This is a genomic window from Limimaricola cinnabarinus LL-001 (assembly GCF_000466965.1).
Classification (GTDB): Bacteria; Pseudomonadota; Alphaproteobacteria; order Rhodobacterales; family Rhodobacteraceae; genus Limimaricola; species Limimaricola cinnabarinus.
Genome location: NZ_BATB01000004.1, coordinates 109,490 through 128,319 on the forward strand (window position 1 = coordinate 109,490; position 18,830 = coordinate 128,319).

The 18,830-nt window shown below is 64.7% G+C and carries 17 protein-coding genes and 2 pseudogenes; 8 read left to right on the forward strand and 11 right to left on the reverse strand.

Annotation, left to right across the window (positions count from 1 at the left end; genetic code table 11):
* Positions 1-81 precede the first annotated feature (81 nt).
* The 4 genes and pseudogenes from MBELCI_RS03010 to MBELCI_RS03025 all read left to right on the forward strand — a co-directional run bounded on the left by MBELCI_RS03010 (position 82) and on the right by MBELCI_RS03025 (position 3,690).
* Positions 82-516 (forward strand): YeeE/YedE family protein, encoded by a 435-nt coding sequence (locus tag MBELCI_RS03010; RefSeq protein ID WP_021692673.1) that lies wholly within the window; start codon positions 82-84, stop codon positions 514-516.
* A 1-nt stretch (position 517) separates the two neighbouring features.
* Positions 518-961: a YeeE/YedE family protein gene (locus MBELCI_RS03015; protein WP_021692674.1), complete on the forward strand. Its 444-nt coding sequence runs from the start codon at positions 518-520 to the stop codon at positions 959-961.
* On the forward strand, positions 958-1,875 hold the full coding sequence (locus MBELCI_RS03020) for an MBL fold metallo-hydrolase (protein ID WP_021692675.1): 918 nt from the start codon (positions 958-960) through the stop codon (positions 1,873-1,875). The genes MBELCI_RS03015 and MBELCI_RS03020 overlap by 4 nt, the downstream gene beginning before the upstream one ends.
* A 64-nt stretch (positions 1,876-1,939) precedes the next feature.
* Positions 1,940-3,690: pseudogene (locus MBELCI_RS03025) on the forward strand (SulP family inorganic anion transporter).
* Between the two features lie 185 nt (positions 3,691-3,875).
* Here the strand turns inward: MBELCI_RS03025 and MBELCI_RS03030 are convergent.
* Positions 3,876-4,826 (reverse strand): SDR family oxidoreductase, encoded by a 951-nt coding sequence (locus tag MBELCI_RS03030; RefSeq protein ID WP_021692677.1) that lies wholly within the window; start codon positions 4,824-4,826, stop codon positions 3,876-3,878.
* A 62-nt stretch (positions 4,827-4,888) separates the two neighbouring features.
* Complete coding sequence (locus MBELCI_RS03035) at positions 4,889-5,914, reverse strand: aldo/keto reductase (protein ID WP_021692678.1); 1,026 nt, start codon at positions 5,912-5,914, stop codon at positions 4,889-4,891.
* A 126-nt stretch (positions 5,915-6,040) separates the two neighbouring features.
* On the opposite strand from MBELCI_RS03035, the gene MBELCI_RS03040 reads away from it, so the two are divergent.
* A complete protein-coding gene (locus MBELCI_RS03040; protein WP_045319621.1) occupies positions 6,041-6,631 on the forward strand; it encodes a TetR/AcrR family transcriptional regulator in 591 nt (196 codons plus the stop codon).
* Positions 6,632-6,752: 121 nt separating this feature from the next.
* On the opposite strand, the gene MBELCI_RS03045 is transcribed toward MBELCI_RS03040, so the two are convergent.
* Both MBELCI_RS03045 and MBELCI_RS03050 read right to left on the reverse strand, forming a co-directional pair.
* The gene (locus MBELCI_RS03045) at positions 6,753-7,658 is read right to left on the reverse strand and encodes a nickel/cobalt transporter (protein ID WP_021692680.1); all 906 of its coding nucleotides are present in this window, start codon (positions 7,656-7,658) and stop codon (positions 6,753-6,755) included.
* On the reverse strand, positions 7,640-8,308 hold the full coding sequence (locus MBELCI_RS03050) for a DUF1007 family protein (protein ID WP_021692681.1): 669 nt from the start codon (positions 8,306-8,308) through the stop codon (positions 7,640-7,642). The genes MBELCI_RS03045 and MBELCI_RS03050 overlap by 19 nt, the downstream gene beginning before the upstream one ends.
* Positions 8,309-9,138: 830 nt before the next feature.
* Here MBELCI_RS03050 and MBELCI_RS03060 point away from each other — a divergent pair.
* On the forward strand, positions 9,139-10,455 hold the full coding sequence (locus MBELCI_RS03060; protein ID WP_081698472.1) for an alpha/beta hydrolase: 1,317 nt from the start codon (positions 9,139-9,141) through the stop codon (positions 10,453-10,455).
* 252 nt (positions 10,456-10,707) lie between these two features.
* Here the strand turns inward: MBELCI_RS03060 and MBELCI_RS03065 are convergent, their stop codons facing one another.
* From MBELCI_RS03065 to MBELCI_RS03075, 3 genes are all read right to left on the reverse strand, one after another.
* Positions 10,708-12,141 carry a putative bifunctional diguanylate cyclase/phosphodiesterase gene (locus tag MBELCI_RS03065; RefSeq protein WP_158497364.1) on the reverse strand — a complete coding sequence of 478 codons (1,434 nt, stop codon included), beginning with the start codon at positions 12,139-12,141 and terminating at the stop codon, positions 10,708-10,710.
* A gap of 571 nt (positions 12,142-12,712) precedes the next feature.
* A complete protein-coding gene (locus MBELCI_RS03070) occupies positions 12,713-13,204 on the reverse strand; it encodes a DUF2243 domain-containing protein (RefSeq protein WP_052512669.1) in 492 nt (163 codons plus the stop codon).
* A complete protein-coding gene (locus tag MBELCI_RS03075) occupies positions 13,204-14,496 on the reverse strand; it encodes an MFS transporter (RefSeq protein ID WP_021692685.1) in 1,293 nt (430 codons plus the stop codon). The genes MBELCI_RS03070 and MBELCI_RS03075 overlap by 1 nt, the downstream gene beginning before the upstream one ends.
* Positions 14,497-14,887: 391 nt before the next feature.
* Between MBELCI_RS03075 and MBELCI_RS03080 the strand changes: the two genes are divergently transcribed.
* Positions 14,888-15,280 (forward strand): septal ring lytic transglycosylase RlpA family protein, encoded by a 393-nt coding sequence (locus tag MBELCI_RS03080; protein ID WP_021692686.1) that lies wholly within the window; start codon positions 14,888-14,890, stop codon positions 15,278-15,280.
* Between the two features lie 167 nt (positions 15,281-15,447).
* Here the strand turns inward: MBELCI_RS03080 and MBELCI_RS03085 are convergent, their stop codons facing one another.
* The 4 genes and pseudogenes from MBELCI_RS03085 to MBELCI_RS03100 all read right to left on the reverse strand — a co-directional run bounded on the left by MBELCI_RS03085 (position 15,448) and on the right by MBELCI_RS03100 (position 18,308).
* A complete protein-coding gene (locus tag MBELCI_RS03085; protein WP_021692687.1) occupies positions 15,448-16,356 on the reverse strand; it encodes an MBL fold metallo-hydrolase in 909 nt (302 codons plus the stop codon).
* Positions 16,357-16,417: 61 nt separating this feature from the next.
* Positions 16,418-17,463: pseudogene (locus tag MBELCI_RS03090) on the reverse strand (YeeE/YedE family protein).
* A gap of 36 nt (positions 17,464-17,499) precedes the next feature.
* A complete protein-coding gene (locus MBELCI_RS03095) occupies positions 17,500-17,835 on the reverse strand; it encodes an ArsR/SmtB family transcription factor (protein ID WP_021692689.1) in 336 nt (111 codons plus the stop codon).
* 89 nt (positions 17,836-17,924) lie between these two features.
* The gene (locus MBELCI_RS03100; RefSeq protein WP_021692690.1) at positions 17,925-18,308 is read right to left on the reverse strand and encodes a thioredoxin domain-containing protein; all 384 of its coding nucleotides are present in this window, start codon (positions 18,306-18,308) and stop codon (positions 17,925-17,927) included.
* A 52-nt stretch (positions 18,309-18,360) separates the two neighbouring features.
* Between MBELCI_RS03100 and MBELCI_RS19750 the strand changes: the two genes are divergently transcribed.
* Positions 18,361-18,830, forward strand: a 470-nt coding sequence (locus MBELCI_RS19750; protein WP_235047559.1) for a sulfite exporter TauE/SafE family protein, incomplete at its 3' end; no start/stop codon positions are given.

Genomic DNA, 18,830 nt, shown 5'->3' on the forward strand with positions numbered 1-18,830 from the left:
ATATTCAATAAGGCAAATATATTGATGTCCTGAAACAAGACAAGCCCGCTGGCGTTGGGCGATGTATCACGGAGGCGAGAGATGGAAACCTCATTCACCCCATGGCTGTCGCTGGCAGGCGGCATGATGATCGGGGCATCGGCAGTGCTGCTGATGGCCACCAATGGTCGCATCGCCGGGATCAGCGGTCTGACCTCGCGGATCTTCGCGCGTTCCACCGACGGCGAGGCGCGCGGCGTTTCGGCGCTGTTCGTGGTGGGCCTGCTGCTGGCCGCGCCGATCTGGCTGCTGGTCTCGGGCGAATGGCCGCAGCAATGGGTGCCGTCGAGCCCGGCGCTGATGGCGGTCGCGGGCCTGCTGGTGGGCTTCGGCGCCACCTATGGCAATGGGTGCACCTCGGGCCACGGCGTCTGCGGTATCTCGCGCGGCTCGATGCGCTCGATCGTGGCAACGGCGACCTTCATGGCGGCGGCCTTCGTGACCGTCTTCATTACCCGCCACCTGATCGGAGGCTGAGATGAAACAGATCTTCGCACTTCTGTCAGGCCTGATCTTCGGCTTCGGCCTGATCGTCTCGGGCATGTCCGACCCGGCCAAGGTGCTGAACTTCCTCGACGTGTTCGGCACCTGGGACCCGAGCCTCGCCTTCGTCATGGGCGGCGCCATCGCGGTGACGGCACCGGGCTTCGCGCTTCTGACCCGCAGCCGCGCGCGCCCCTTCTTCGACACCGAATTCCGCATCCCGAGCCGGACCGATCTCGACCCCAAGCTCCTGACCGGCGCGGTGCTGTTCGGCACCGGCTGGGGGCTTGGCGGCTTCTGCCCCGGCCCGGCGCTGACCGCACTGCCGATCATGGCGTCTGGGACTCTGATCTTCGTGCCCTTCATGCTGGCGGGCATGTGGCTCGCCCGGCACACCCCCGACCTCTCCCTGCCCCTCAGCAAAGGAGCCACCCAATGACCGACCCCCTCAAGAGCCGCGTCGTGCGCCATTCGCCCTCGACCGGCGCGGGCAGCCCCGACGTCTGGGGCATCTACGAGCCCGACACCGGGTCGATCCAGTACATCTGCGCCGATCCCAAGACGCGCCAGGCGGCGCTGATCGACGTGGTGTGGAACTTCGATCCCAAGAACTACCGCTTCTCCACGGAGAGCATGGATCAGGTGCTCGACCTCGTGCGCGAGAACGACCTGAAGGTGCAATGGGTGCTCGACACCCATCCGCACGCCGATCACGTCATGGCCTCGGCGCACCTCAAGGCGCGCACCGGCGCGCCCAACGCGATCGGCGCGCTGGTGCCCGAGATCGCCAAGATCTGGGCCGACATCTACAACCTGCCCGAGGCCTTCGACGCGAACCGCGATTTCGATCACCTGTTCGAGGAGGGTGAGACGTTCAAGATCGGTGAACTGGAGGCGAAGGTCATGCTCTCCCCCGGCCATACGTTGGGTTCGATCACCTATGTCTGCGGCGACGCGGCCTTTGTGCATGACACGCTGATGCACCCCGATGCCGGCACCTCGCGCTCGGACTTCCCGGGTGGCAAGACCACCGAGCTGTGGGACTCGATCCAGGACATTCTCGCGCTACCGGGCCACACCCGCCTCAACGTCGGCCACGACTACGGCACCAAGGAGCGCAAGGAGCCGATGTGGGAGGCCACGGTCGACGAGCACCGCGCGCACAACATCCACGTCAAGGATGGCACCGAGCGCGAGGCCTTCATCGAGCGCCGCCAGACGCGCGACAAGACGCTGGCGCTGCCCAACCGCATCCTCGCCGCGCTTCAGGTCAACCTGCGCGGCGGTCGGCTGCCCGCAGCCGAAGGTGACGGCAACCACTACCTGAAGCTGCCGGTGAACCGCTTCGACTAAGACGATCCCGGGCGGCCTGCGGGCCGCCCGTTTTCGTTCCCCCCCTCAGACCGGACGGACTCGGATGACCCTGCCCCCGCTGTCGCGCTACCTGCCGATCCTCGACTGGGGGCGACGCTACGACCGCGCGACCTTTACCGGCGACATGGTCGCCGCCGTCATCGTGACGATCATGCTGATCCCGCAATCGCTGGCCTACGCGCTGCTCGCGGGCATGCCGCCAGAGGCCGGGATCTACGCTTCGATCGCGCCGATCCTGCTCTATGCAATCTTCGGCACCTCGCGCGCGCTGGCCGTCGGCCCGGTCGCAGTGGTGTCGCTGATGACGGCGGCGGCGGTGGGCAACATCGCCGAAAGCGGCACGGCAGGCTACGTCGCGGCCGCCCTGACACTCGCGTTCCTATCGGGCGCGATGCTGTTGGCGCTGGGGCTGTTCCGGCTCGGGTTTTTGGCGAACTTCCTGTCGCACCCGGTGATCGCGGGCTTCATCACCGCATCCGGCATCCTGATTGCGGCGAGCCAGCTGCGCCACATCCTCGGCATCCAAGGCGAAGGCCACACGCTGCTCGAGATCGTGGGCAGCCTTCTCGCGCATCTGGGCGAGATCAACCTCATCACCGTGGGTCTGGGCGTCTCGGCCACCGCCTTCCTGTTCTGGGTGCGCAAGGGGCTGAAGCCGCTGTTGCGCCGTATCGGCCTCGGGCCGCGCATGTCCGATATCGGCGCCAAGACCGGCCCCGTGTTGGCCATCGTCGTCACCACCCTCGCGGTCTGGATCTTCGATCTGGGCGCACGCGGCGTCGCCATCGTCGGCGAAGTGCCACAAAGCCTGCCGCCGCTCACTCTGCCCTCCTTCTCGCCCGAGCTGCTGTCGCAGCTCTTCGTGCCCGCCCTGCTGATCTCGATCATCGGCTTCGTCGAGAGCATCTCGGTGACGCAGACACTGGCTGCCAAGAAGCGCCAGCGCATCGACCCCGACCAGGAATTGATCGGCCTCGGCACCGCCAATCTCGGCGCGGCCTTCACCGGGGGTTTTCCGGTCACGGGCGGCTTCTCGCGCTCGGTGGTGAACTACGACGCGGGCGCCGAGACGCCCGCCGCCGGGGCCTTTACCGCCGCAGGCCTCGCGCTGGCCGCGCTGTTCCTGACACCATTGCTTCATTACCTACCGAAAGCGACGCTGGCGGCGACGATCATCGTCGCCGTCCTGAGCCTCGTCAACTTTTCGATCCTCAAGCGCGCCTGGCACTTCAGTCGCGCCGATTTCGCCGCCGTTTCGACGACGATCCTGCTGACGCTGGTCTTCGGCGTCGAGGTGGGCGTCACGGCGGGGGTCGTCACCTCGATCCTCGTGCATCTCTACAAGACCTCGCGGCCGCATATGGCGGTGGTCGGTCGGGTGCCCGGCACCGAGCACTTCCGCAACGTGCTGCGCCACGAAGTCGAGACCCAGCCGCATGTGCTGACGCTGCGCATGGATGAGAGCCTCTACTTCCCGACGCCCGCTACCTCGAGGACCAGCTGTCGAACTACGCCGCCGACAAGCCCGAGCTGACCGACGTGGTGCTGATGTTCCCGGCAGTGAACGAGATCGACCTCTCGGCGCTGGAATCGCTCGAGGCGATCAACACCCGGCTGCACGATGCGGGCGTGCGCCTGCACCTGAGCGAGGTGAAGGGCCCGGTGATGGACCGCCTCAAGCGCAGCCACTTCCTCGACGAACTGACCGGCGAAGTGTTCCTCAGCCAGCACGAGGCAGCGTGCAGGTTGGCGAAGGCCCTGCAAGCATGTGACGAAAGCGCGAACGCGCCATGAGATGTCCAATCCGTCCCTGAACGGTTACAGCACCCATGCCTCGTAAAGGACTGCCCTCGCCGCCCGGTCCTCTGCTCCGGTAGCCGCCATGGCGAGCGAGGCGCGACCTGCGCTTCGCCCGCTGGCATGACCGGGGTTTCCGGATTGGCATGCTCGAAACGCACCCTTCCTGGGGGAAGCCGTTTTCAGTCGAGGCTCCAGTTGAACCCGGTGTCCTTCTCCGACCTATCCCACAACTTGACCATGACTGCTTTGTCATGGGCGTGCGGCTCCAGCTTGCCTTGGCCAACCGGACCGCTGGTCTGCATCCGGCCCGTGGGACCGTGCAGGGCGCGCTGTTCCAGCCCGTCCTCAGTCGCGCACATGACCTCGGGATAGGCGCCTCTTTCGGCGGATTGCACGAAGGGGGTCTTGGTCATCAGCCACCAGGTAAAGCGCGTGAAACGCCCGCCGCTGGTGCTGATCAGCGAGGTCGCGGAGGCACCGGGGTGGCAGACATAGACCTCGACGTTCCTGCCCGCCGCCTTGACCCGGTCCTGAAGCTCGTAGGCGAACATCATCTGCGCCAGCTTGCTCTGGCTATAAACGGGGTTGGGGCTGTAGTTCCTGTCCCAGTTCATGTCGTCGAACTGGATCGTCTTGATCCCCATGTTGTAGCCGAGGCTGGCCATGACGACGATCCGGCCACGCGACTCCTCAATCCGGTCGAAGAGCATGCCGCACAAGGCGAAGTGGCCGTAATGGTTGGTGCCCAGCTGGCTCTCGAAGCCGTCTACGGTCAGCTTTTGCGTCGGCACCTGCGCGATCGCGGCGTTGCAGATCAGCGCGTCGATGCGCGGCACGGTCTTCAGCACCTCTTCGGCAGCGGCGCGCACCGAGGCCAGCTCGGACAGGTCCATGCGCACGAAGCTGACATCAGCTTTCGCGCCGAATTCCTGCTTCAGTTTGTTGACAGCCGCCGTCGATTTCTCGGCGCTGCGGTTCAGCATCACGACCTTGGCACCCTTGGAAAGAAGAATACGCGCGGCCTGAAAGCCCGCCCCTGCATTGGCGCCGGTGATGACATAGGTCTTGCCGGCAAGGTTGCCGAGACGCTCGGGCGTCCAGCCCTTGGGTCCGAATTGGGTCTGTTTCATGTCTCGTCCTCTGAATCGGAGGGGCACCCGGCAAGGCCGGGGCCCCCGAAGGTTGGGAAGGCTCAGCCGTTGCGCCGGGCGAACAGGCTGTCGCCGCGCCGCATCTGCGGCAAGTAGCCGGGATATTCGGGCTTGAGCGCGCTGACCTCGTCGAGCCGCGCCATCTCATCATCCCCGAGTGCGATGTCGGAAGCGCCGAGATTGTCGATCAGCTGCTCTTCCTTGCGCGCGCCGACGATCACGCTGGTGACGCCCGGCTTGTGCAGCAGCCAGGCCAAGGCGACCTGCGCGACCGAGGCGGTCTTCGCCTCGGCGATTTGCGCCAGCACGTCGATGATGTCGAAGCCCTGATCCTTGTCGACTGGGGGGAACTCGAACTTCGCGCGACGGCCCGCCGCTTCGCCGTTACGGGTGTATTTGCCGCTCAGGAAGCCACTCGCGAGCGGGCTCCAGATGAAGGTGCCGAGGCCGAGATCGCGCACTGCCGGGATCACATCGCGCTCCAGCTCGCGGCCCGCGAGGCTATAGTAGGACTGCGCCGAGGCGAAGCGTTCGGTGCCCAGCTGCCGCGCCAGCCCGTCGGCCTTGGCGATCTGCCAACCGGCAAAGTTCGACAGGCCGATATAGCGCACCTTGCCCTGCCGCACGAGATCGTCGAGCGCGCGCAGCGTCTCTTCGAGCGGGGTGGTGTAGTCGAAGCTGTGGACCTGATAGAGGTCGATGTAGTCGGTGCCGAGCCGCGACAGGCTCCCCTCCACCTCGCGCATGACGGCGAGCCGGCTGGTGCCGAAGTCGTTCGGCCCGGTGGTCAGGGTGCTGGCGAGCTTGGTGGCGATCAGCATGTCCTTGCGCCGGCCCCCCAGTGCACGGCCCAGCATCTCTTCGGAGACGCCGGAGCTGTAGACATTGGCGGTGTCGAAGATGTTGATCCCCGCCTCGATCGACAGATCCACCATGCGGGTGGCTAGGTCCTGACCCGTGGCCCCCATGAGGCCGGCATAGCTGCCGCCTTCGTCGTCGAAGGTCATGGTGCCCAGCGTCAGCTCCGAGACGTAAAGACCGGTATGTCCGAGTTGCTTGTATTTCATCGAAGAACCCTCCAGCGCCACAGCGCTTGTGTTTGTGTTTGTAAACTGTGATGTTTACATAGGGCGGCAAGGTGGCTGGTGTAAACCCAGTTGTTTACAAAATAGCAGCGCGATCAGGTGAAACAGATGAAACTTACTGAAAAAAAACGAAAAGATATTCTGGATGCGGCGATCTTGGAATTCCGGGAGCAGGGTTTCCCTGCCGCGCGGGTGAACCGGATCGCCGAGCTGGCCGAGGTGTCCAAGCGCACACTTTACAAGCACTTCGAGAGCAAAGAGGTGCTGTTCGCCGCCATCACCGACATCTTGCTGCAAGAGATCGCGGCCATGCCGAAGCTGCGCCCCGAGGCGGATGCGCCGCTACGCGAGCAGCTGATCGCGGCGGTGCGGGACTACGTCGGCCATCTGACCGGGGAGCAGTATCTGGGGCTGAACCGGCTGGTGATGTCAGAGCTTCTGCGCGATCAGGATCTGGCGCAGGCTTTCTTCGCCAAGGCCGCGATGCAGGACGGCCCGATCTCGGGGATGATTGCCGACAGAATGCAGGCGGGCGCGCTACGCCGCGCCGAGCCCGGCTTCGCCGCGGGTCAGCTGCTGTCGATGATCAAGCACTTTCTGGTCTGGCCGCAGTTCCTGATGGGCACGAAGGCGGATGTCGACCCGGATGCCGTCATCGCCGACTGCGTAGACATGTTCCTCGCCCATTACGCCAAGTAGGGTGACGAGGTGGCCATGTGTCATATTCCGTTCCATCGACAGCGCGCGAGAGGCCCGGGCGTAGCGTTCTCATCGCGCTTCGCGCCGCGCGAGCGCAATGGACGGGCGCCGAGGTCGACCGCTATGCGGCCAAACCCGCCATCTCGATCGAAATGACGAGGATTGCGGCTCCGGCGATCACTTCGATGACCGGAAGGACATAGGTCGCCTGCTTCGTTTCGCCGAAAGAGAAGAGCGTGCTTTCGCGGAAGAACACACTGCTCGCCGCGACGAAGACGGTGAGCGCGGCCGTGCCGAAGGACATCGCCAGCGTTCCGAATATCCCGGCCGTCAGGATATTCATGTGCCAGGTGAGAACGAGCAGCAGGATCGCGCCAGAACAAGGGCGGATGGCGATGCCGCCGATCAGCGCGAGCGCGTCGCGCAGTCCGCCCGCATGGCGGATCTCGTCGATGCTCGGGCCGTGACGATGACCGCAGCCCGCATGACAGACGTGATCGTGCGCCCCATGCGCAGCCCCGTCGGCATTGGCTCGCAGACCCCACAACCGGCGCAGCCCCCGGAACGCCAGCCAGATGCCGATGAGGCCAATCGCAGCGGCGCTGAGCGGCAGCATGATGGTTTCGGCCGCACCGGTCATCTGGCTACGGGTCCAGCCCATGAGGAACAGGCCCGTCATAACGAGCAGGATCGCGGTCACGGCCTGCCCGACCGAAGACAAAAGCGAGATCACCGACAGCCTGAGCATCGGCACGTCGTGGCTTACGCCATAGCCACCGATCAGGAACTTGCCATGTCCCGGCCCCAGCGCGTGAAAGAAACCGTAGGCGAAGCACAGCCCCAAGAGCGCGGTCACGGCCCCCGGCTCCTTTGCCCTGAGGGCGCGCAGCCCACCGGCGAGGGCATTCTGGAACTCGCGCTGCCAGCCCGCGGCCCAGCGGGCCACTTCCTGGTCTTGACCAGTCGCCACGGCCCAGATCCCGACCGCGACCACCAGAAACGGGACGATCAGGAGGATGCGGCGCATGTCAGCACGAAGCTGTCGGCGAACAACACGCCGATATCGGGCAGATCGATCTCCGCAAAGGGATCGGAACTCGCGTCGATCGCGGCCAGCTGCTCGCCATACTCCTCCTCCGCCTCGTCACGGTCGGCGACGTTGCGGCGTAGCGCACAGCCATCCCGGCCCGAGATGGTCGGCTCGACCGGCACATCGTAGGCGACGAAGTAGGTGGGATCGTAGGCGCGCGCGGTGACCAGTTGGCCGGACACATCGAATGGCGCGGCAAGCGGACGGACATGCGAAGTCACAAGCCGGCCTGCCTCGAACCGCGCCCGATGCTTCACCGGCCCGTCGAGCGCCACCGCTTCGCCGTCCCTCTCGATGATGAAATCGCCCGGAAAACCCGCGGCCCAGTCGACGTCGTGCCCGGCATAGGCATCGGGCGCCGCCTGCTCCGGCGCACCGTCACCATCGGCATCGAGCCCGTTCTCCTCGATCAGCATGAGCGAGTAGAACTCGTCATAGGCCCAGTCGATCCGCACCGCCGCGAGATCGCCGGCCTCGTCGAAGACGAGTTCGAAGGCCGCGTCGATGAATACATGCGGATGAGCGAGGGCCACGCCGGGAAGCGCGACCGACAGGGCGCATGCGGAAAAGAAAAGGCGCGAATCCATTCGGCTTGATAGGCGCGCCTCGGCGCTGCAGGCAAGCGCCGACACAGCCATGCGCGGAGTTGCGCCGCCTGCTGTACGACCGCCTCCACTTTGTGATGATCTTCGAGGACGGATGGCATGACCATGGGCTTTGAGTGCCGAGGATTTGCAATGGTCATGCGGCAAGGCAGATGCAGGGACGACGGCGCATGGGCTTGGCGGGCCATCTCAAGGACCCTCTTCCATCCGCCATCAGCAAAGCGCGGACACGGCAGATAGCAGCCTTCGAAGCTTGTGACATGGCAGGCGCCGCCGATACGATCCGATCACTTTCGCGTTGGATGATGGGCAGGCTATCGGATCGAAGGATGGTGATCGGGAAAGACCGGACTGCCGGCGCCGGAGAGGCCATGACCATCAAGAAGGCCCAGTGACCTTCAGCCCGCGGCGCCAAGAGTGCAGCCGGTTGGTAAGCCTCGATATCGATACGACTCTATCGGGACAATATATCTTAGGTCCAATAAATTTCGAATTTTAAACAGTTACTTAAGATACTTAAACAATATTCGGCCTGCCGAGATGATTGGCCGGATCTGCGGCAAATATGCCGTGACTCTCGATGCGGGCCACGGCGTGATCGGCTCTTTTCGCGCTGCGTGATGCGTGACGGCGCTTTCCTTTGTGGCTATTTCTCGATCGCCCCACGGCCCGGTGAGGCATTGGATTGCAACGGCAAGATCACCGTCTGAACCGTCGAACATGCAGTTACGCCGCAACTTTCGGGTGAACCGATCCCATGACGCGCAGTTGGTGCAGCGTTTACCGAGTCTGCGAGAGGATCTCTCATGCACATGCTATTGAAAACGACCACGGCGAGCGCTGCCCTTGCGGCTGCTCTGACCGTTGCTCCCGCCAGCCTGCTGGCGCAGGAAGCCACGACGAACGAGGCTGAGACGACCGCCGAAACCGAAGCCTCCCCAACCTCCGGCGCCAGCGCCGAGATGGAAGCCAATGTCACCGCCGATGCCGGTGCCGTGGCCGATCCGCCCGCCACGCCCAACGAGGATATGCAGGCGGTGCTCGACAAGCTCGCCGAGCTCGGTGCCCAGCCGATTTCGGAGTTGTCGGTCGAGGATGCGCGCAGCCAGCCCACCCCAGCCGACGCCGTCATGGCGGTAATGGAGGAGCGTGGCATCGAGATGCCCGAGGATCTGGCCGGTGTCGCGACGCGTGACATCACTTATCCCGGCGCCGATGGCAGCCAGATCGACGCGCGGGTCTACACCCCCGCCGAAGGCGAAGGCCCGTTCCCTCTGATCGTCTATTACCATGGCGGCGGCTGGGTGATCGCCGGCATCGACGTCTATGACGCCTCGGCTCGTGCCTTGGCCGCGGGTGCGAATGCGGTCGTGGTCTCGGCCACCTACCGGCAGGCTCCGGGCGCGACCTTCCCGGTGCAGCACGAGGACGCCAACGCGGCCTATGAGTGGATTGTCGAGAACTCGGGCGACTTCAACGCCGATGCCGAGCGGCTCGCCATCGCGGGCGAAAGCGCCGGCGGCAACCTCGCGCTGAACGTGGCCATACATGCCCGTGACGCCGAACTGATCCAGCCCGATCACGTGCTCTCGGTCTATCCGATAGCTAGCGACGACATGCAGACGCCGTCCTACGAAGCCTATGCCGACGCCATGCCGCTGTCGCGTGCCGGCATGGAGTGGTTCTTCGACAAGGTCTTCCAAGATCCCTCGCAGGCCTCCGATCCACGCATCGACCTGATTGCGCGCGATGACCTGCAGGGCCTGCCGCCGGTCACCATCGTCAACGCCGAAATCGACCCGCTCCAGAGCGAAGGCGAAATCATGGCCGAGCGTCTTTCGGAAGCGGGCGTCGAGGTCGAGCAGATGACCTATGACGGTGTCACCCACGAATTCTTCGGTATGGGTACCGTCGTGCCGCAGGCGCAAGAAGCCGTGGACATGGCCGTCGCCAATCTGCTCGAGGCTTTCGGAAACGAGAATAATTCGGCCGACGAAGCGGCGATGGAGTCGGATGCAGCGTCCACTGACGGCACCGAAGCTATGCCGGTCGAAGGCGAGATGGACGACGCAGCCGATAACGTCGAAGCCGAACCGGCAGAAGAAGACGCGACGACCACCGCAAACTGATCGTCGGATATCAAAAGTCGGGGGCGGGGTTCAAAACCCCGCCCCTCGTCATTTTCGTCGAGAGATATGCCGCCGGTATCGCCCGGGCTCAAAGCCAGCATGCAAGTTTGCGTTGCTATAAGGCGTTCGACTGCAGCTTTGTACTCTTCGCACCCTACGATTCCCCATCAGCACATTACGATGCCGCCGAGATGAGCGTTTGGCCCATGCAGTAGGTTTTCAGCGCCATCCCTTACAGAACGTCACGGTCTCTCATCCCGCCATCCGATAATCGGGATTCCTTTGGTCGAGCGCGGCGATCGTCGTCGCCAGATCGGCGGAAGCCACCGGTCTGGCGAAATGAAAGCCTTGGAACAAGGAACAGCCGCCGGCACGCAGGAAGTCGACTTCCGCCGAAGTTTCAGTGCCTTCTGCCAGCACCTCCATTCCAAGCCCACGGCCGAGCGCGATCATTGCCGAACAGATGGCTTGCGACTGCGGCAGCCGATCAACATCGCTGACGAACTCACGATCTATCTTCAGCTTGTTGAAAGGCAGCTTTCGAAGCGAACTCATGCTGGCATAGCCGGTCCCGAAATCGTCGATCGCGAGCTTGAGCCCCTGATCGCGCAGCTTCGTCAGCGTGGAACGGGAGTGGTCGTGATCCACCATGGCGACCGTTTCCGTCAGTTCGAGCTCCAGCCGGTCGGGCGACAGGCCGCTCTCCGATAGCGCCGCCGCGACATGGGCGTCGAGATCCTTGTCGAGGAACTGGCGGGCGCTCAGGTTGATCGCCACCCGTATGTCGCCCTCCCACGCCGCCGCCTGACGGCAGGCATCGCGCATCACCCAAAGACCGATTTGGTCGATCAGCCCGGCCTCCTCGGCCATCAGGATGAACAGGCCGGGCGGGATCATGCCGCGATCGGGATGATTCCAGCGGATCAGGGCCTCGGCCCCCGACACGCGGCCCAGTTGGGTATCCATGACGGGTTGGAAGTGCAGCACGAACTCGTCCTTCGCAATCGCACCGCGAAGCTCCTGCTCCAGTGCGAATCGCTTCTGGGCCTTGGCCCTCGCCTGTTCGGAATGCTGGACGATTCGGTCTGCGGCGCTGGCCTCGCCCGAGGCGGCGATCGCGTCGTCGAGACCCGCACCGACGTCGCCAGTGGCCTCGATCAGGGCCACGCCTGCCACCAGGGTCGGTTGGATCGTGAGGTCGCCTTGCAGGATGTCCGAAGCGATGTTCGCGACGATCCGCATTGCTTGATTGGTCGCGCCTTCCCATACATCCGCACCGGTCACATCCATCGCGACCGCGAGGGCGAAACGGTCATCCGCCACCCGCGCCAGCAGCGCCGGGTTCGGCGCGACGAGGCCGAGCCGGTCGGCAAGGACCGACATCACGCCATGCATCACGTCTTGGTTGTAGCTGCCGCCGATCCTGCTCGCATCGAGAAGGCGAAGCGACATGATCGCGAAGCCGGTGCCGGTGTCGGCAGCGAGGGCACGTTGCAGACCATCCCGGTTGAGAAGCCCGGTCGCCTCGTCGATCGTCTCCAGCCGCAGCAACGACTTGTCGAGGCTCGTGATCATGTGCTGCGCATCGGCCATCAGCCGGCCCGCATCGTCGGTATGCGCGACAGGCAGATCCGGCAGTGCCCGGCGCGCCCGGTAGTCCCGCAGCGCCTGCGCGGTGTTGATCACCGGCCGCAACAGGTGATCGAGCACGAGGATCGTCGCAAAGGTGCCCAGAAGCGTGGCCAGAAGGGCGACCCCGAGAATCGTCAGGAAGCTCGACCATCCCTGAGCCGTCTGCATCGCCACATAGGCGATGAGCGCGATCAGGGGGACATGCGTTCCCACAAAGGCCATCAGCATGATCTTGCCGCGATATGGCAGCCGTGTCCGCCGCGACATCAATTCGTACAAGGCAATGTTCTTCATCGCAGTCCCCCTGCTCTCCAGCTACCCCCGACAGGTGCGGGGCTTGTTTCAAATGCGATAATTCCTCCCCAACATGTCGCGAATGCGGCCACTTTTTCGCCAGCCTGTGTCTTGGCGCAGCGGCAAGCGGGCCATGCCCGGTGCTATGTGATCGAAGTGGCTGTCAGCCCAATGTGCGCCAAACAGGCGCTCCGGCGCCCCCCCAAGGCAGTGCACTCCTTGCCGGTCACGCTATGGCGAGGGGCATTGTTGGCGCGGAACACCACGGTGGTGAAAGGTCGGTCCGATGGCGGGCGCAGGGTCCAGCCGCCCACCCTCGCGCCGAGGAACATCAGCGGCGCGAGCGTAGCCGTCGTCCGGTGCAGATCGCCCCCCCTTCGCCACTGCCTCGCCCCAAACCCCATCCGATCCCGAAAGGCAGCAAGCCAAAGACAAAGAACCACAGAAGATCCCAGAACAGCGGCACCTCGCTGTCGATCCTGATGCGATGGATGCCGAGCAGCCAATGTGACAGCACGCTGTCGAGGATGTGCCAAAGACCGAAACCGGCGATCAGCGCGCCGAGCAGCGGCTGCCCCGTGATCCCTGCCCGCCTAACATGGGCGCGCCACAGGCCCCACAGGCCGAGACCGGCCAGCAGATACATGAACAGGTGGAAATAGCCGTCCCAGAGCACCTGCGCAGGCAGGTCGTCCACACCGGGCACGAGGCTGAGGAGATGATGCCATTGCAGGATCTGATGCAGCAGGATGCCATTGAAGAACCCACCCAAGGCGATACCCAAGAGCAGTGCGTACCGGATCCAAGGCGTCTTCCATGTCATCACGCGCCCTCCCCATCGCCGTGCCAAGTGTGTCGCATCCGAATGCTCTTGCGGTCTGGTGTCCGGCCCGCTCGCTCCCTCCGAACGGCCTCAAGCTCGGCGAGCAGCGGTCGCTCGCTCGCATGGTGGCCGCGCAGGAAAAGCACCGCTGCCGCCGGGAGCACCGCAGCCCCGAGAAACATCGCCATTGGCCCAGCGGCCCCCGATGCCAGCCCGGCGAGGCCCGGCCCCAGAACGCTGCCCGCCGCCATGACCAGCAGCACCGCCGCGAAGCTGAGCGACGGAAGCGCCGGGAACAGCCGCTCCGACCAGAAAGCCAGCACGGCGCTTGTCATCATCACGTGAACGCCCTGCAACCCGGCCGAAAGGACCACCCCAGCCCAGCGGTCCGGCATCATTGCCACGATCACGAGTGACAGCGTCCCGGCCCCCATCAGGAGGCGCAGGAGCCAAACGAGGCCGAGCGCCTCCTTTGCCCGGCTGGTCAGCAGGCCCGCCAGCCCGAACAACCCGTAGGAGATGAAAATCAACGCCGGGGCGGCGGCGGCGGGCAGGCCGGGAACACCGCCGATCTCCCGAACCCGATCGGCGGCAAAAGAGATGTAGATCGCCGATGTCGTTCCGAGCACGAAGCCGATACCGAACAGAGGCAAGGCCGAGGCCTGCAGAACGCCGCGCCATTGGCCCTTCGTCCCTGCGGGGCCTCTCTCGACCGGGCGTAACGCCAGCCAGTTGCCAACGAGCACAAGAGCGCCCGCCATGGCGAATGCGGCCCAGCAATATCGCCACGAGAACCCCATCAGCACCATGGCCAGCGCCGTACCGCCGGCAACCACGATCCCGATACTGGTGCCGGTGCTGATGTCCGAGAGGGCGGTGGGCCGGTCCGCATCGCGGACCTTACGATGAACCGCGTCGTTGAAGGGCGTCCACGCAAAGCCGGCACTCGATGCAGCAAGGAACACGCCGACGGCAAGAACCGCGACATTCAGGGCAGCGGCGATGATGACCATGCCGAGAGTGGCGGCGCAAAGTCCCAGCAAAACCGGCGCCTCCGGCCCTCGCCGGGTCAGGAGAAGCTGTGCCGCGAGCAGTCCCAGAAAAAAGCCGAAGAAGCCCAAGCTCGAGACGAGACCAATGGTCGAGGTCGACATGGAGAAGGCGGTGCGGAAGTCCGGCACGAACAGCCCGAACCCCATGCGCGCCGGACCGTACCCGATGGCGGTGGCGGCGAAACCCGCCGCTGAAAGGCTCCGAAAATAGGTGATGGCACCGCCTCCTTCTGCCTGCAAACCGTTGGGCCCGGATCGGGTTTCCGTCCGGTGCGGTTGCGCACCGGGATGCTCTGGCAGATCATCAAGGACGCGTTGCCGGTCGCTGGCTTCACGAGGGGAAATGGGAACGGTTGATTTTCACGGAACCGCAAACCCGTGATCGACGCCGTTCGCAACAGCGACCTGTCGACCCAAGACATCGGTCGCCTCTTCCGCGAGGCAGATACGCCCTGAGCGAACATCGAACGGGCCACTTCGGCGGATGCCTGCCATTCAGGGCCGCTTGGAGTGGCGAGGCTCCGCCAGTTCGTTCCTCGCATCGGAACCATTCGCCATTCGTCGTTGCACCGAGGATTGGCAGGGGTCAGATGTGGCGGACACCTTGGAACCATGACGGAAGGACCGGCTTGTGATCAAGTTGACCGCCACGCTTCGAACCCTTTTGACCGCAAGCTGCCTCTTGGCGGCAGCACCACTGGCCTCCGCGCATTCCGGCAGTGTCACCAAGACCTTCGAGGGAGCTGCCTCCTGGTACGGGCCGGGCTTTCACGGGCGTCAGACTGCCAATGGCGAAATCTACGACATGAACAGCCTCACCGCCGCCCATCCCAGCCTGCCTTTCGGCACACGCGTGCGCGTCACGAACGAGGCTACCAACGAATCCGCCGTGGTGCGGATCAACGACCGTGGCCCCTATGCCAAGGGCCGCATCATCGACCTGTCCAAGGGCGCGGCGGAAGATATCGGCCTGCTGAGCAGCGGTGTCGCCCGCGTGACGGTCGAGGTCCTTTCCAACGCCTGAGCCGGCTCAGGGTGGCCTAGTCTTGGTCCAGCATGCGTAAGTTTTATCAAAGTGACCGCTTCCCGGCGGCATCTGATGAACCAAGGTGAGTCGTTGGCGGTCCCCGAAGAGGATGGTCACACCATCAACTCCCCAAGGCACACGAACCACTCGTACAAATCTGGAAACTACATCTCCGAGACGAACGTATAGCCCTCGCCGTTCTTCTCCACACGGCCCATTCCGCCGTCTGGGAGGTGGAAACCGATCAATGGCATGCCCCGTTCGGCCAATTCCTGAAGCAGGACCAAACGAGTCCGGGCGGCCTGCTCCGGGTCCTGATCGGCGGCCATGGGCCATTCAGGGCGCGCGAAGGCCAGATGCGCGTTGCCGATGGCGTCGCCGACAACAAGCGCCTGGCCACTGCCGATCTCGAAGGACATGTGTCCGGGTGTATGTCCGAAGCTGGCCCGCGCTACGATGCCGGGCAGAACCTCGTCTTCATTCTCGAATGTCTCAAGCATGCCTTGTAAAAGTTCGATCCGGCGCGCGGCTCCGGCGGCAAAGCTCTGTCGTTCGGCGCCGATGGTTACCGGTGTCTCGGGGTCAGTCCAATAGTCCCGCTCGACCCGGCCGATGAGATGCCGCGCGTTCACGAACAGGGGTTCGTCGAAATCGTCGATAGCGCCCCAAAGATGATCCGGATGGCCATGGGTGAAGACGACATGGGTGACGTCCTCCGGCGACAGATCGAGAGCGGCGAGGGCCTCAGGCAGCCGCCCCGTGCTTTGCATGAAACCCGGCCCGGCGCCCGCATCGAACAGAACGACTTCCGCGCCTGAACGCAGCAGCGTCACGTTGCAGGGCGGCTCATACCCTCCCGCCGCGACGCCAGCCGCGTCGAGGATCGCGCGTGCCTCGCCCTGCGGCAGATCCCCGATCAGGAAGCTCTCCGGAAGCTGCAAGTACCCGTCGTTCAGTGTCGTGATCCGCCGTTCGCCGAGATCCATTTCCGTCGCGGCCCAAGCCCGGCCGAAGGCGAAGGTGGCGCCGAGCCCCGTGGCGCCCCGCAACACGCTGCGTCTGGTGATCCTCATCGTCCCTCCCCGAACAACACATTCGCATCATTGCATTCGAATCGTCGTGGCGTCGAGGGGGTCACTCGGCCATGGCAAAGCCGTCGATCAGCTGCCGCAGCCCGATCGCAGCGCCCAGCGCGATCGCAGCCAGCGTCACCGGGGCACTGATCGCGAGAACGGAAAAGGCGGTAATGCCTTGGCCGATGCTGCATCCCGCCGCCGTCACCGCGCCCCAGCCCATGAGCCCCGCGCCGAGGATCTGACGCTTGAGTTCGCGCGGGTCCTCGCAAGCTTCCCAGCGGAAATGCCCCTTCCAGAGGCTGCCTGCAAAGCGCCCGTCAACACACCGACCACCGATCCGACGCCGAAGCTCAGCGCCGCGCCGCTTGAGGTCATGGTGTAGAGCATCGTTTCGCCCAAGGGCGCCGAAAAGCTGTGTGACGCGACGGGCAACGCGTCGAAGCCTGTCGTAAACAGCCAAGCTGTTCCCGCCCATCCCATGGCAACGGCAAGCCCGACCGACGCGCCGCAGATGAGGGTACCCCGACCCAACGCCGCTCCACCCCGAAGCGACAGGACAAGGATGGCCGATCCGACAAGCATGCCGCATGCCCAGAGGGGCAGACCCGTCGCCAGCGCGATCAAATGACCGATGCCCGGCGTCGGCCCGCCATGCGGAGCGAAGAGCGCCACCCGCAGTCCCGACAGTGGCCCGGACAAGGTGGCATAGGCCACGAGTCCCATGACCAATACGATCACGAAGGAACGCATGTCGCCACCGCCCAACCGCGCGAGCGCGCCGTAGCCGCAGTTTCCCGCAAGCGCCATGCCGTAGCCGAAGACCAGCCCGCCGAGGATCGCGCCAGGCAGGCTCCATCCCTGCGCGAGATAGAAGCTGTCCATCGGGTCGAACAGCCCCGCGCTCATCAGGCCGAAGGCCGCGATCACCGCGACGCCGATAGCGATGCCCCACATCCTGAGCCGGGTCAGGCTGCCCCCATAGAGCGCATCCTCGATGGCGCCGAGCGTGCAGAAACGCCCCAATCGCGCGGCCGCACCCAGAACTGCACCGCTGCCCATGCCAATGAGCGCGGCGATGGTCGGCTCGTCGAGCCAATCCAGCATATCGTGATCCTCCCCGCGCCCTCCCCGGCGCGCCTGTCAGCTTGAGCGGCAGAACAGCTCGTAGACAAGTTCCATGATCCGGCGTGGCCGGTCATCGGTCAAGCTGTAGTAGATGATCTTGCCGTCGCGGCGCGGCGTCACCAGCCCTTCGAGCCTGAGGCGCGCCAACTGCTGCGAGACGGCGGCCTGCCGCGCCGAGAGCAGCTGCTCGAGTTCGGTCACCGATTTCTCGCCGGTGACGAGATGGCACAGGATCATCAGCCGGCCCTCATGGCCCAAGGCCTTGAGGAAGTCCGAGGCTTCCTGCGCGTTGCGCGTCATGAGGTCCATGTCGGCCTCGCTCATGTCGTCGGTAATCCTCGGCAGGGTCATGGCTGCGCTCCCCGTTTCGGCGGAGCGGCTCCGCCCGATGTCAGGCGGATCATTTATGAGCTCGCGCCCAATATCGCAATGCGACGCGATCATCCGGGCGGGTCCTGAGGCACCAAGGAGGCGCCCGGCGTCTCGCCCAGAAGGCGTGCCAGCAGACTCCAGAAGAAATCCTCGCCCGGGTAGCCCTCGATCCGGCCCAGCTCGCGGCCGTCCTCGACCAGCAGGAAGGTCGGGGTGAAGACAACTTTTCCCCCAAGCTCCATCTCGCCCGGCAGAGCGCCTATGTCGATCCGGCGCAAGGGCGCGGCCTCGCCCTCCTCGGTCTTGGGATAGATCGGTCCGATCTCCTCGTTCCAACGCGCGCACCATGGGCAACCGGCCTGCTCGACCATGACAAGCTCCAGCGCCGCGGGCAGCGGACCGGGCTGGAGGGCCATGAACAGGCCGAGAAAGATGGCTGCGACGCGTGACATGCGGATCCTCGATCGAGGCCGATTGACCGGCCAATAGCTTCGAATAATAGTATTGCAATATGATATAAGCAATCGGAGGTGGCATGTTCGAGGTCACGCTGGGCGGCGCGATGCTGGCGGGACTGCTGTCCTTCCTGTCTCCCTGCATCCTGCCGATGGTGCCGTTCTACCTCGCTATCTTGCCGGCACCGGTGCGCGGCAGGCCGAAGCGGGTGGCACGCCGCCCGGACGCGGTCGGACGCTGCTCTTTACCGCCCTGTTCTCGACCGGGATCATCACCGTCTTCGTGGCGCTCGGGGCCTCGGCGTCATTTGCCGGGCAGTTCCTGCGCGAATGGTTCGACCTGCTGCGCTGGATCGCGGCCGGGATCATTGTGCTGATGGGACTGCACTTTCTGGGCCTGCTGCCGATCGGCCTGCTCTACCGGCAGTTCCGACTCGATAGGGCGACGGGGCCTGCCCGCGAGATCGGGCTCGCGGGGGCCTATCTCATGGGGCTCGCCTTCGCCTTCGGCTGGACGCC